Here is a 14,096-nt window from a genome sequence, read left to right as displayed (position 1 = left end):
TTAGTGTATTTAAAACGAATTGAAATAGCTGGGTTTAAATCCTTTGCGGATAAAACAGTGATTGATTTCGAAAACAGTGTAACAGCAGTCGTTGGGCCAAACGGAAGCGGAAAAAGCAATATTACGGAAGCCATCCGTTGGGTCTTAGGCGAGCAATCAGCTAAAAGTCTTCGTGGCGGAAAAATGCCTGATATTATTTTTGCTGGTTCAGATACGAGAAAACAACTAAATGTAGCGGAAGTCACAGTCACTTTGGATAATACGGACCATTATCTTCCGTTAGATTACAACGAGATCAGCGTGACTAGACGGTATCGCAGAACAGGCGAAAGCGAGTTTTATATCAATAAACAAGCTTGTCGATTGAAAGATATCCAAGAATTATTTATGGACTCTGGGCTAGGTAAAGAATCATTTTCGATTATTTCGCAAGGAAAAGTCGAAGCAATCTTTAGCAGTAAACCAGAAGACCGCCGCGGAATCTTTGAGGAAGCAGCAGGGGTCTTGAAATACAAGCAACGTAAGAAAAAAGCAGAACAAAAATTGTTCGAAACAGAAGATAACCTTAGCCGTGTGCAAGATATTATCCACGAATTGGCAGAACAATTGGCGCCTTTATCTGTTCAAAGTGAAACAGCTAAAAAATTCTTACGCCTAAAAGAAGACTTGACGCAAACAGATATTGCTTTGATGATTGCAGAGATCAAAGCAGCGAAAAAAGATTGGGAAGAGAAACAAGCAAGACTTGTTCAATTCAATCAAGAATTGTCTTCTTTGACCACACAGATCCAAGCGCAAGAAGAAGTCTTGGCAGAAAAACGCAAACAAAATCTGCAGGCAGATCGCCAGATCGAAAAGGGGCAACAAACATTACTTGCTTTGTCCGAGAGTTTAAAACAAGCAGAAGGCCAAAAAGATGTGTTACTTGAGCGGACAAAACATACACAAAAAAGTTCTGCAGAGTATCAAACCTCTTTAGCGGAAGCGCAGAAGAAAGTCAGACACTTCGAAAAGATGCAAGAAAACTTGACTAAAGAAGTGAATGAAAAAGAAATAGAGATCCAACAAGCGCAAACACAGTTGATGAAGACCCAACAAGAATTAGAGAAATACCAAAAATCAACCAAAGAATTGTTGGCTGAATTACGCGATCAATATGTTGATTTGATGCAAGAACAGGCAAATGTGGGGAATGAACTGAAATATCTAGAACGCCAATATTTGCAAGAAACATCAAAAAGCAAACAGGCATTGGCAAAACAATCAGAAGTGGAAGCTTCTGTGCTAGAGTTGACAGCCAAACGTCAGGAATTGTCAAAGAAACAAGAGCATCTCCAAACAGGATTAGCAGCAAATAAAAATGAACTGGAAAAAATCCAACTAAATGGAAAAAAATACCAGGATCAATTAGCACAAGAACAACCAAAAATGTATCAGTTGATGAATCAGGTGCAACAATTGCGCGCACGCCAAAAAAGTTTACAGGAAATCCAAGAAAATTATTTTGGTTTTTATCAAGGGGTACGTTTGGTTTTACAACACAAACAACAACTGTCAGGGATCATCGGAGCTGTAGCTGAATTGATCGATGTGCCATCCTCTTTCACTTTGGCGATCGAAACAGCTTTAGGTGGGGCGGCTCAACATGTCATCGTGGAAAATGAACGCGATGCGCGTCAGGCAATCACTTATTTGAAACAGCAAAGAGGGGGCCGTGCAACTTTCTTACCTCTGACAACGATCAAACCTCGACAATTGCCAGCACATATTCTTTCACAAGCTGAAGCTGTAGACGGCTTTTTAGGCATTGCGAGTGAACAAGTGACTTTTCCTGATAAGATCCAAACAGTTGTCCATAACTTGTTAGGAACGATTCTATTAGCTAAGGATCTTGAGAGTGCTAATGCCATCGCCCAAACCATTCGCTATCAGTACCGAGTTGTTTCATTGGAAGGTGATGTGATGAACGCCGGCGGTTCGATGACCGGTGGGGCGAACAAACGTGGAAATCAAGGAAGTTTATTCTCACAAAATCAAGAATTGAAACAATTGACTGTAGCGTTTGAAGAAGCGGATCAACAACTGCAACTTCAAGAAAAGAAAGTACAAGAATTACAGCAAGAAGTAACGATTTTGGCTGAAAAACAAGAAGTTTTGCGTACGCAAGGAGAACAGTTGCGACTTGAAGAGCAAGAAGTAACGAACCACTTGCAAAACATCATGAATGATTTAGCTCGTTTTGAAAAAGAAAAGCAAGTATCGAATTTTGAAACACGTGAATTACAGCAATTTATTGAAACGTATCAGAAGCAGCAATCAGAGCTTACAGCAAGACAGAGCGAAATCGAGTTGCAACGCCAACAGATTGATGAAGAAATCAAATCACTTAGTCAAGAAAGTGATCAAATGGAAGCGAAAAGAGCCCAAGTCCAAGCTGAAAAAGCGCAAGAACAAGCAGATCTGGCTGTTTTAAAAGAACAATTCAATCATTTACAGATCCAATTGCGAGGAGCACGTGTCCAAAAAAATGAAGCATTGGAACGTCAAGAAAGTTTGGAAAAGCAGCTAGCAAATTTAACAGCTGATTTTACAGACCATGAGATGACAGAAGAAAGTTTAGAGAAAAAAATTGGCGAGCTATCAGCGAAACGTGAAGCATTACAAATAGAATTAACAACAACTAAGGCACAGCGTGAGAATATCCAGAAAGAAATCGACCAGCTTGAAATCGTGTTGGCAGAACAAAATCGCCAACAAAAAATCCAACTGACAGAACAATCGAAACTGGAAGTGCAAAAAGATCGGGCAGAAGTACTTCTTGATACTCATTTAGGTTACTTACAAACGGAATATCAAATCAGTTTTGAAAAAGCAATCGTTGACTATGAAGAAACAGAAGATGTAGCAGCGAGCCGTGTTGAAGTTGCATCATTGAAAGAGCAGATCGAGGACTTAGGCCCCGTCAACTTGAGTGCTATCGAACAATTTGAACAAGTCAATGAGCGACATACATTTTTAGCGACTCAACGGGATGATTTGTTGTCTGCGAAAAATCAGCTTTTTGAAACGATGGAAGAGATGGATGACGAAGTACGTACACGATTCAAAGAAGTCTTTGAGGCAATTCGTCAAGAATTCAAAGTGGTATTTCCGAATATGTTTGGTGGCGGACGTGCGGAGTTAGTGCTGACAGATCCAACAGATCTTTTGAAAACAGGGATTGAGATTGAAGTTCAACCACCAGGAAAAAAATTACAAAGTTTGAGTTTGCTTTCAGGTGGAGAAAGAGCGTTGACAGCTATTGCTTTGCTGTTTTCGATCATTCGAGTCTGTCCAGTTCCATTCTGTATTTTAGATGAGGTTGAAGCTGCATTAGATGAAGCAAACGTGAAACGCTTTGGACGCTATTTAAGTGACTTCCAAGATGGCACACAGTTCATCGTGGTCACACACCGTAAAGGAACGATGGTTGCTGCCGATGTTTTATACGGCGTGACGATGCAGGAATCGGGAGTTTCAAAAATCGTTTCGGTTCGTATGGAGGATATCAACGAAGAAGGAAAAATGGAAACGAAAGTGTAGGAAAATAAATGATCAAATTAATTGCGATTGATTTAGATGGTACATTATTAGATGAAGAGAAAAAAATCTCAAATGAGAATAAGCGTGTGTTGGCCGAAGCTAAAGCAAAAGGGGTCAAGATCGTGTTATGTACAGGGCGCCCATTAGCAGCGATGGCTCACTATCTGCAAGAACTAGGTTTAGTAGATGAAGGCGATTTTAGCATTACTTTCAATGGAGGTCTGGTCCAAAAAAATGACACAGGCGAAATCATGGAAAAGAAAGTGATGACAGTCGCAGATATCCATCGATTGTATGATTTAGCCCAACAGTTGGATTTGCCGCTAGATGTTTTATCAGATAATCGGGTGTTGCAGTTGCCAAGTGCGCCCAAGAAGCAATCACTATATAATGTGTTGAATAAATTGCTGCAATTTCAACCAGCAACATTGGCAGATATTACAGATGAATTTGTATTGAATAAAGCAGTCATTGCTTACCCACAAGAAGAATTAGATCCAAAAATCAAAGAGATACCAGCTACATTCCATGAAAGATATGAAATCATCAAAACACGAAGCATGCTTCTAGAATTCATGCCTAAGGGTGTCACAAAAGCTTATGGAATCTCTCTATTAGCGAAAGATCTAGGATTAGAACCGGCAGAAATCATGGCAATCGGGGATGAAGAAAATGATTTACCGATGATCGAATATGCTGGATTAGGTGTAGCGATGGAAAATGCGGTGCCAGCTGTGAAAGAATCAGCAGATTACATTACTTCAAGCAATGTTGAAAATGGTGTGGCAAAAGTCATTCAAAAATTTGTTTTAGATTAGGAGGGAACTTATGGGATTCTTTGATAAGATCAAACGTGCGTTTACTGGAGAAGAACAACCAGAAGAAGTCGAAGTACAAGAAAAGTACGACAAAGGACTAGAAAAAACCCGAAAAACATTTGGGGAACGCATGAATGAGTTATTTGCAAATTTCCGAACAGTAGATGAAGATTTCTTTGAAGAACTAGAAGAAACGCTGATTGGCGCAGATGTGGGCTTTGAAACAGCGATCCAGATCACGGAAGCGCTCCGGCAAGAAGTAAAGCTCCGGAATGCGAAAAAACCAGCAGAGATCCAAAATGCAATCATTGAAAAATTAGTTGATCTGTATGAAGAAGAGGGAATCAACGAAGTCAATGAATTGAACATTCAAGAAGATGGCTTGACAGTCATCTTGTTTGTCGGCGTGAACGGAGTTGGAAAAACCACAAGCATCGGGAAACTTGCGCATCAGTATAAAAACGAAGGCAAGAAAGTCTTGCTGGCTGCCGCTGATACTTTCCGTGCAGGTGCGATCGACCAACTAGTTGTGTGGGGCGAACGTGCTGGGGTAGAAGTAGTTCGTGGAAATGCCGGAGGCGACCCTGCGGCTGTTGTCTATGATGCAGTGGAACGAGCGAAAAATGAACAAGTGGATGTTTTATTGGTGGACACAGCAGGCCGTTTGCAAAATAAAGTCAATTTAATGAACGAATTGGAAAAAATCAAACGTGTCATCCAACGGGAATTACCAGAAGCACCCCATGAAACATTACTTGTCCTTGATGCAACAACTGGCCAAAACGCAATGGTCCAAGCGAAACAATTCAAAGAAACGACAGATGTTACTGGGTTAGTATTGACGAAACTAGATGGTACGGCAAAAGGCGGGATCGTATTAGCCATCCGTAATGAATTGCATCTACCAGTCAAATTAGTCGGTCTTGGCGAAGGTATCGATGATTTGGAACCATTCGAGCCAAACGATTTTGTTGTGGGCTTGTTCAAAGGATTGTTAAAAGAAGAATAAAATCTGTTATGACTGTTCTTTGAAAGAAAGTACCTGATTTAGGGGAAAAACTACTATGATCAACTGAATAATTGATCACACAAACGTAGCTAAAGAAAAAGCTGGAGTACCATGAGAATATGAAAATATTTTCTGGTTCTTCAGCTTCTTTTTTAGAATGAGAAGAGGACATAAGAAAGTAAGATGGGGCTCTACATAAAAGTTGATTAAAGTTGATTTTTTCTTTTTTCTCATTTTAAAACAATTTCGTTCTTTTTCTAGAGGTTTTTTACTATAATTAGAGGCATATGAACTGGAGGACAATGAATAATGAATTATAAATATTTACTCTTGCATCCTAACTCACGTCCGTTTATCGATCAAGCACGTTTTGGCGTTGAACGTGAAGGACAACGAGTGGATCTGACAGGAGCTTTAGCACGAACCGATCACCCTGAAGTATTTGGTGATCGAGCATTCCATCCCTATATCCAAACAGATTTTAGCGAAACACAAATTGAATTGATCACACCCGTCACTGATTCAGTGGAGGAACTATTCCAATATTTAGCGGCTATTTATGATGTCGCTTCTCGGTCGATCTCTGATGAGGAAATGATCTGGCCGTTAAGTATGCCTCCTGCACTACCGACGAAAGACGAAGAAATCATGATCGCAAAATTAGCGAATTTCGAAGATGTACTTTATCGCCGCTATCTAGCCAAAGAGTATGGAAAAAGAAAACAGATGGTGAGCGGTATCCATTTCAATTTTGAATTTGGCGATGATTTATTACGATCATTGTTTGCGCAACAAACGGAATTTCCTGATTTTACATCATTTAAAACAGAACTGTATCTAAAAACGGCGCGAAATTTCTTGCATTACCGTTGGTTGATCACTTATCTATATGGGGCTTCTCCTTTGAGTGAAGCAAATTATTTCGTCGATAAACCTGCACCAAGTGAGCCGATTCGAAGCATTCGCAACAGTTCATTTGGCTATACGAATCATCCAAATGTCAAAGTATCTTATTCATCAATGGAACGCTATTTATCCGATATCGAACAGATGGTGGAAGAAGGAAAATTGTCAGAAGAAAAAGAATTTTACACACCTATACGCTTCCGTGGCGGGAAACGAGTAGCGGATCTGACGACAACTGGAGTACGATACATCGAGTTACGAAACATTGACCTGAATCCCTATGCACGTCTCGGGATCAATCCAGAACAAGTGAAATTTTTGCAACTATTTTTGACGTACATGTTGTGGGTAGAAGAAGAACAAGAACCAGATGCTTGGGTAAAAGAAGGTACGGATAAAAATGAAGTAGTTTCTCTTGAACACCCATTGAAGCAAACCGCTTTTCTTGAAGAAGGGCTTAAGGTATTGAATGGGATGAAAGAAATGCTGATCGAGTTAGAACAGCCAACAGCGATCCCTTTGATTGAGAAAATGATCGAGAAAATGCTACAACCAGCAGAGACTTTAGCAGGAAAAATCTATCAAGAAGCAAAGGAAAAAAGTCAGCACGAGTTTGCCCTGAACCTAGGTAAAAAATATGATGAAGAAGCACATGCACGTCCTTATCAATTAGCAGGTTTTAGAGATATGGAACTTTCTACACAACTCTTTTTATTTGATGCGATCCAAAAAGGAGTAGAAGTGAAAGTAATTGATGAAGCTGATCAATTTTTACGATTGCAACATCAGGAACATATCGAATATGTGAAAAATGCAAATATGACAAGTAAAGATAGCTATATCGTTCCTTTGATCATGGAGAATAAGACAGTCACGAAGAAAATTTTAAAAGAAGCAGGATTCCGTGTACCAAATGGTGCAGAATTTACGTCAATGGAAGAAGCGATAAAAGCATATCCGCGATTTGCCAAGCAAGCATTTGTGATCAAACCGAAGTCTACGAATTATGGGCTAGGAATCACTATCTTCAAAGATGGAGCAAGCTTAGAAGATTATCAAGCGGGATTAGCTATCGCATTTAGTGAGGATGCTTCTGTTTTAGTCGAGGAATTCATGCCGGGAACGGAGTACCGTTTCTTTGTGATCAACGGTGAGGTCCAAGCTATCTTGCTTCGAGTCCCTGCAAATGTCGTAGGGGACGGTGTGCGAACAGTAGAGGAGTTAGTTGCTGAAAAGAATCTTGATCCGTTACGAGGAACGAACCATCGCGCGCCATTGGAACTGATCCAACTGGGAGAGTTAGAACAATTGATGTTGAAGGAACAGGGATTAACGGTATCTTCTGTACCCGCCAAAGACAAAATCGTTTATTTGAGAGAAAATTCAAATATCAGTACAGGAGGCGACTCCATTGATGTGACGGATGAATTTTCTGAAGACTATAAACAAATTGCAGTTTCAGCGGTGGAAGCATTAGGTGCGAAAATCAGTGGAATCGATTTGATCATTCCCGATAAAGAAGTAGACCCTGAGAAAAATCCAACTGCCTATGGAATCATTGAAGCGAACTTTAATCCAGCGATGCATATGCATGTCTATCCATTTGCAGGAAAAGGCAGAAGACTGACAATGAATGTTTTACAATTGTTATATCCAGAAATTTTTGAAAAGTAACAGAGCGAAAAAAACACATTTATCTCTTCTGCTAGACCGAAATAATTGGGGCAGAGGTGAATGTGGGACAAATCTAAAAATCAGTTTTGCTACAGACTCTGATTCCGAATAAAACGACCGCCAAAAGTTAGGATTCCTGACTTTTGGCGGTCGTTTCAGTTGGGAAAATACTTATTTGAATTAAAACAAGCGATCCCATAAACTTTTCTTTTTAGTTTCGGGTTCTTCTTTTTCCTTTTTTTCTTCTTTGGGATATTTTTCTTCTACGTCAATGACTGGCTCATTCACCGCTTGTTTCGCAGCTAAGAGTAACCCAATGCTGTCTGGAGCGTCGGAGACAAAGTCATTGACGACTGTAAAACGGATATTGTTCTTCGTTGCAAGCTGGATGTATTGATTTTGGATCGCAATTGGGGTTTCACCATTCAAGAGAATCGTTGCATCAGGCTGCTTTTCAATTTCTTCAATGAATTTCTCCTTGTTTGTCGGATCTTTCATCTCAGCGATCGTCATACTCAAATAACAACGTTCACGAAAAGTACCTAAATATTTGTGTTGTTCCTCGGGATTTACTAATGGGGTACCATACATTCCTTTGTCTAAATGGCTTTGTACATCGTCTTTTGACATCGGATTTTCCTCCTTCTCAGTTCTTCTAATAGGATTATAACATAGAAGATGAAAATGCCTTAAAAAAGAAAAAAGCGGTTGCTTTTGTTCAAACCTTCACTTAGAATAAGAATGAGAATCATTATCAATTAGAAGCGAGGAGGATTTTATGCGGTACTTTTGGTTAATTACTGCCTTGATTGGACTAGGCTGCTGTTCCTTATTTATCGGTGTATCAAATGTACAGTTTTCTGACCTGATTCATTTAAGGGGACAAAGTACCCAACTTTTTTTAGCGACTCGCTTCCCTCGAACGATTTGTTTGATCTTAGTTGGAGCGACAAGTAGTATTTGTGGACTGATCATGCAGCACTTGACTCAAAATAAATTTGTTTCACCAACGACTGCGGGGACGATGGATAGTGCAAGATTGGGAATTTTAGTCGTTATGTTATTTTTACCTCAAGCACCTTTACTTTTACGTTCTCTGACAGCTTTTTTCTTTGCTTTCGTAGGAACACTTTTATTTTTATCTTTTGCACGGTTATTTCCGCAAAAAAATCAGCTTATGCTCCCGTTAGTCGGAGTAATGTTGGGGAATATCATTGGTTCTGTAGCGTCTTTTTTTGCTTACCAATTTCAATTGGTACAAAACATGTCTTCATGGCTACAAGGAAATTTTGCGACGATCATACGTGGTGAGTATGAATTATTGTATGTAACGGTTCCTTTATTGGTGGTTATTTACATCTTTGCGTACCGCTTTACCATTGTTGGATTAGGTGAATCTTTTGCAGTCAACCTAGGGATTAATTATAAAAAAATGCAATTATTAGGAATAGGACTTGTTTCTTTTGCGAGTGCAATCGTATTGATCATGGTTGGAACGATTCCATTTCTTGGTGTGATCATTCCCAATATCACTGCTAAGCTATATGGGGATCAGGTACATAAAACGTTGGGATTCACTGCACTATTGGGGAGTGTCTTCTTACTTGCTTGTGACATCATCGCTCGAGTTGTTATTTATCCCTATGAAGTACCGGTCAGCGTGGTGGTGGGGATCATTGGCGGTATTATTTTCCTTTATTTGCTGGTTAGGAGGAAAAAGAATGCATAGAAAAAGGATACGATTTACCCTTTTGGTTATCCTTACCCTAGGAGTGATCGCCAGCTATTTGATGATCAATACCTATGGGAATTGGCAATTCGCCTGGGCACTTCGCAGTAAAAAAATTTTTGCATTTCTTTTGGTTTCTCTCGCTACAAGCAGTGCAACGATCAGTTTCCAAACGATCACACAAAATCAATTTTTGACCCCATCTGTTTTAGGATTGGATTCATTGTATGTATTGGTACAGACAATTCTCTTCTTTTTCTTTGGTGGAGTGACGATGCTGCAACAGGTAGGAACAGGGATGTTTTTACTGAATATTGGATTGATGGTGGGGTTGAGTCAGCTCTTATTCTTCTTTTTATTGAAGAAAGGTCAGACGAATGTCTTTCTTCTTTTAATGACTGGGATGATCTTAGGTACCTTGTTTAGCAGTATCAGCACTTTTTTACAAGTTGTCATGGATCCAAATGAATATGATCTTTTACAAGGAAAGCTCTTTGCTAGTTTTGGGAATATTCCAAATCAGTATTTATTGCCAGCAACGATCATCATTAGTTTGTCTTGGTTCTTCTTATTATATAAAAGACACTATCTTGATGTGTTCCATCTTGGAAAAGAACAAGCAATCAATTTAGGGATTGATACAGATCATTTCCAGTTTTTGGTATTATGCTGTGTCAGTCTTCTGACGGGTACTGCTACTGCATTGGTGGGACCGATTACTTTTCTAGGGTTTATTGTAGCGAATATCAGTTATCGTTTCTTTGCTACTTATCGACATGGGGAATTGTTTCTAGGGAGTTTTTTGATTTCCGTCCTCTTTTTAGTGGGTGGGCAATTGCTCGTAGAACAGCTTTTTGGTTGGAACACGACTGTTAGTATTGTGGTGGAATTTTTAGGTGGCGTTTATTTTATTACAAAATTGATTCGTGAAAGGAAGACGATCACATGATCGACTTAAAAGAAGTTAGTAAGAACTATCATGAAAAAGCGGTGGTGAAAGGAGTCAATCTGACTATCAAGGAACAGCAATTGACGGCATTTATTGGACCGAATGGAGCAGGAAAATCGACAGTTCTGTCAATGATCAGTCGGCTGATTGCTAAGGACACGGGCGAAATTTATTTGGATCACAACGAGGTGAAGGCTTGGCGCTCAAAGGAACTAGCCAAAAAGCTATCCATTTTACGACAAACCAATACGATCAGTATGCAGATCACCGTCAAAGAATTAGTTGAATTTGGTCGTTTTCCTTATACAAAAGGGAAACTAACTACACACGATCAACAAATCGTCAAGGAATCGATGGAACATCTAGGTTTAGACGCATTAGCTGATCAAACGATCGATACACTTTCTGGTGGTCAGTTACAGCGAGCTTACATTGCGATGGTACTTGCCCAAGATACAGATTATATTTTGTTGGATGAACCGTTGAATAATCTGGATATGAATTTTGCTGTACAAATCATGCAGATTTTAAAAAAATTAGTGAACGAATTAGGAAAAACGATCATCATCGTTCTCCATGATATCAATTTTGCAGCGAGTTATGCAGATGAAATCATTGCCATGAAAGATGGAGAGTTATTTGTTCAAGGCACAACGAACGAAATTATCAAAAAAGAAGTTTTAGATGAATTGTATGAAATGGACATCCGAATTTGCGAAATTGAAGGACGCAGATTCTGTCTTTATTTCTAAAAAATTAAAGGAGAAAAGAGATGAAAAGATTAGTACTTAGTGTTTTATTGATGGCAACATTTGGATTGGCGGCATGTGGGAATACTGGAAACAGTAGTACGGTGTCTACCCAAACAAGTAATACAACCGAACAAACGACCGTATCTATTAAAGACAGCAATGGAGATCGTGTGGAAGTACAAAAAAATCCACAAAAAGTCGTTGTTTTTGATAACGGGTCTTTAGATACATTAGATGCATTGGGCGTTGGGGATAGAGTGATCGGAGCAGCAACTAAAAATTTACCTAGTTATTTAGATAAGTATAAAGATGTAGAATCGGCTGGTGGGATCAAAGAGCCTGATTTAGAAAAAATCAATCAGTTGCAGCCTGATTTGATCATTATTTCTGGTAGACAAAGTGATTACAAAGAAGAACTAGCTAAGATTGCGCCAACCCTTTACTTAGCGGTCGATACAAAGGAACCGTGGGAATCTGTACAGCAGAATGTAAATGCGTTAGCTGAGATTTTTGGTAAAGAAGACAAAGCAAAAGAAGAACTAGCTACACTAACGAAAGAAATTGAGGAAACAAAAGAAAAAGCAAGCAAGCTTGAACAAACAGCTTTAGTTACGCTAGTGAACGAAGGGCAGCTTTCAGCTTATGGTTCAGGTTCACGTTTTGGCCTTGTCCATGATGTATTTGGATTCAAACAAGCGGATGATCAAATTGAAGCTTCTACGCATGGACAAAGTGTTTCCTATGAGTATATCTTAGAAAAAAATCCAGGGATCCTTTTTGTTGTCGATCGTACGAAAGCAATTGGCGGAGATGACAGTAAAGATAACGTGTCGGCAAATGAATTAGTTGCGCAGACAGATGCTGGAAAAAATGATCAAGTCATTTCTTTACAACCAGATGTATGGTATTTAAGTGGCGGTGGCTTAGAATCAATGAAGTTGATGATAGAAGACGTCAATCAAGTATTCAACTAAAAAAAGACTAGAACAAAACGGAAAACGGCACGAAAATGAGGTCGAGATAAAAGTCGTTTAGTTTTGAGAAATTGGAGAAAAAAAACGAGGCTGGGACAGAAGTGTTTAACTCCGAGAAATAAGAAGAATGAATCGATATGGTCTTTTAGTTGGATCTTGAAGGGGTCAGATTTTTGTCTCTGCTAGTGCTCGGTAATTCAAAATATTCATTCTTCGATAGAAGTCAGCAGGAAGCTTTGTCCAATGTTTTAATAACTGATAAAAATAGCTTTCTTCTGCTTTGATCTTGTATTCACTCAGAATCAAACCAAATGAGCTTGATTTTTTTTGCGCTAATTTTTCAAAAATTGAAATTGCTTTTTGCTTATCATCATTGACAAACAAAGTTTTGACTTCAATGTAGGAACCTTCGATATTTTGTGTTTCTTCGATAAAGTAGATCGTTTTTGCGTATTCAGCCATAATGATTCCTCCAGGTTTTAATTGAATAAGATAACAATACTGAAAAAATGTTAACAAACCGTGAATAAAAGGTTATTCTTTTTCAAGTAATGTTTAAAGCTTTTTTATTTTCAAGCTTTTTTGATGGTACTTAAGGTTCAATTAAGAAAATATCAATGAAAATTCGTGAAACCCTTGATTCTGTCGCATATTTTCGATAAAGTAGTTAGAAATATATACGTAGGGGTGGGAAAGCCAATGGAATTACTGATTGATCGAAATTTAATTTTTGCCCAGCACCAAAGAATCGAAACAGAGCGTTTGATCTTGCGCCCAGTCACTTTAAAGGACACAGAGGATATGTACGAATATGGAAAAGATGAAGAAACAACGTATTATGTATTTCCTACGTACCAAACAATAGCTGATGCGAAACAGGGGATCGCTAATGTTTTCATGGCAGCTCCTCTAGGCAAATATGGTATCGAGTTGAAAAGCAATCATAAAATGATCGGTACCATCGATTTGAGAGTTAATGAAATACAGGATAATGCAGAACTTGGTTATGCATCAAATAAGGCGTATTGGGGAAACGGATATATGCCGGAAGCTGCCAGAGCATTATTGACACTTGGTTTTGAAGAATTAGCACTTGTGCGGATCTTTGCGCAACATGACGTAGAGAATCCTAAATCTGGACGGGTCATGGAAAAAATCGGTATGAAGAAGGAAGGAATCATTCCTGATGCGAGACATTGGAAAGGAAAAATCGCTTCAACCGTTTTACGTGGTATCACAAAAAAAGAATGGCAGGAGCAACAGCACAAAAAAACAAGTTAGTTGCATCTAAAATATAAAATCAGTAAGCTATACTTGAGGTGATGACAATGGAACTATTGTTAACAGAGGAAGCAAAAGAAAAGATCCAATCTCAAGTCAATGCAGATGAACAATTATTATTAGATATTGAGGATGGTGATGGTCCATTCGCAGATACTCGGGTAACTTGCCAAATCGATACGTCCTTTCGTTTATTGATTGTCAAAAAGGATACGGACAAAGATTTGAGTTTATATTCAGAAACAGCGGAAACCACAGTTGGTCCGATCCGAATGAAAAAAAGTGCTTTGATGTATATGGATGACCCTACAACAATTGCAGTGGAACCAACGTATAATAGTCTTCAATTAAAGGGTCCAAGTGGTTTATTAAAAGGAAATTTACAAATGCTTCATAGAGACTAAGAAGAGAACAGAAGGTAG

Annotated in this window: 12 protein-coding genes; 10 read left to right on the top strand and 2 right to left on the bottom strand. The window is 38.9% G+C overall.

All coding sequences use genetic code 11. The features are described from left to right. The first annotated feature begins 3 nt into the window (after nucleotides 1–3). The 4 genes from smc (at nucleotide 4) to gshAB (ending at nucleotide 7,989) form a co-directional block, all read left to right on the top strand. A complete protein-coding gene (smc, locus tag FGQ66_RS01315) occupies nucleotides 4–3,582 on the top strand; it encodes a chromosome segregation protein SMC (protein WP_138301448.1) in 3,579 nt (1,192 codons plus the stop codon). An 8-nt stretch (nucleotides 3,583–3,590) separates the two neighbouring features. Then, nucleotides 3,591–4,400, top strand: coding sequence for a Cof-type HAD-IIB family hydrolase (locus FGQ66_RS01310; RefSeq protein WP_113845123.1), 810 nt, complete (start codon nucleotides 3,591–3,593; stop codon nucleotides 4,398–4,400). Nucleotides 4,401–4,410: 10 nt separating this feature from the next. Next, a complete protein-coding gene (gene ftsY / locus FGQ66_RS01305) occupies nucleotides 4,411–5,409 on the top strand; it encodes a signal recognition particle-docking protein FtsY (RefSeq protein WP_005880698.1) in 999 nt (332 codons plus the stop codon). A gap of 306 nt (nucleotides 5,410–5,715) precedes the next feature. Continuing rightward, on the top strand, nucleotides 5,716–7,989 hold the full coding sequence (gene gshAB, locus FGQ66_RS01300) for a bifunctional glutamate--cysteine ligase GshA/glutathione synthetase GshB (protein ID WP_171024549.1): 2,274 nt from the start codon (nucleotides 5,716–5,718) through the stop codon (nucleotides 7,987–7,989). Between the two features lie 180 nt (nucleotides 7,990–8,169). On the opposite strand, the gene FGQ66_RS01295 is transcribed toward gshAB, so the two are convergent. Beyond that, entirely contained in the window at nucleotides 8,170–8,619 is a 450-nt protein-coding gene (locus FGQ66_RS01295; protein ID WP_113845125.1) for a YueI family protein, read from the bottom strand. A 148-nt stretch (nucleotides 8,620–8,767) separates the two neighbouring features. Between FGQ66_RS01295 and FGQ66_RS01290 the strand changes: the two genes are divergently transcribed. Genes FGQ66_RS01290 through FGQ66_RS01275 form a run of 4 tightly spaced genes read left to right on the top strand, consistent with a single transcriptional unit; the run spans nucleotide 8,768 to nucleotide 12,393 of the window. Continuing rightward, the gene (locus FGQ66_RS01290; protein WP_113845126.1) at nucleotides 8,768–9,718 is read left to right on the top strand and encodes an ABC transporter permease; all 951 of its coding nucleotides are present in this window, start codon (nucleotides 8,768–8,770) and stop codon (nucleotides 9,716–9,718) included. After that, complete coding sequence (locus FGQ66_RS01285; RefSeq protein ID WP_113845127.1) at nucleotides 9,711–10,667, top strand: iron chelate uptake ABC transporter family permease subunit; 957 nt, start codon at nucleotides 9,711–9,713, stop codon at nucleotides 10,665–10,667. The genes FGQ66_RS01290 and FGQ66_RS01285 overlap by 8 nt, the downstream gene beginning before the upstream one ends. Further along, nucleotides 10,664–11,419, top strand: a complete 756-nt coding sequence (locus FGQ66_RS01280) for an iron ABC transporter ATP-binding protein (protein ID WP_138301445.1) — start codon at nucleotides 10,664–10,666, stop codon at nucleotides 11,417–11,419. The genes FGQ66_RS01285 and FGQ66_RS01280 overlap by 4 nt, the downstream gene beginning before the upstream one ends. Before the next feature lie 20 nt (nucleotides 11,420–11,439). After that, complete coding sequence (locus FGQ66_RS01275; protein ID WP_081133736.1) at nucleotides 11,440–12,393, top strand: siderophore ABC transporter substrate-binding protein; 954 nt, start codon at nucleotides 11,440–11,442, stop codon at nucleotides 12,391–12,393. Nucleotides 12,394–12,558: 165 nt separating this feature from the next. Here FGQ66_RS01275 and FGQ66_RS01270 read toward each other — a convergent pair whose 3' ends face one another. Further along, the gene (locus tag FGQ66_RS01270; RefSeq protein WP_005880685.1) at nucleotides 12,559–12,855 is read right to left on the bottom strand and encodes a hypothetical protein; all 297 of its coding nucleotides are present in this window, start codon (nucleotides 12,853–12,855) and stop codon (nucleotides 12,559–12,561) included. 237 nt (nucleotides 12,856–13,092) lie between these two features. Here FGQ66_RS01270 and FGQ66_RS01265 point away from each other — a divergent pair, with 237 nt between their 5' ends. Further along, the gene (locus FGQ66_RS01265) at nucleotides 13,093–13,674 is read left to right on the top strand and encodes a GNAT family N-acetyltransferase (protein ID WP_081133738.1); all 582 of its coding nucleotides are present in this window, start codon (nucleotides 13,093–13,095) and stop codon (nucleotides 13,672–13,674) included. 47 nt (nucleotides 13,675–13,721) lie between these two features. Further along, complete coding sequence (locus FGQ66_RS01260; RefSeq protein ID WP_005880681.1) at nucleotides 13,722–14,078, top strand: iron-sulfur cluster biosynthesis family protein; 357 nt, start codon at nucleotides 13,722–13,724, stop codon at nucleotides 14,076–14,078. The last annotated feature ends 18 nt before the right edge of the window (nucleotides 14,079–14,096 follow it).

It is taken from the genome of Enterococcus sp. BSD2780061688st2 D3, from assembly GCF_005844145.1.
Classification (GTDB): domain Bacteria; phylum Bacillota; class Bacilli; order Lactobacillales; family Enterococcaceae; genus Enterococcus_B; species Enterococcus_B durans.
Note: the sequence above shows the minus strand (reverse complement) of the source record. Positions and strands in the feature narration are given on the sequence as shown.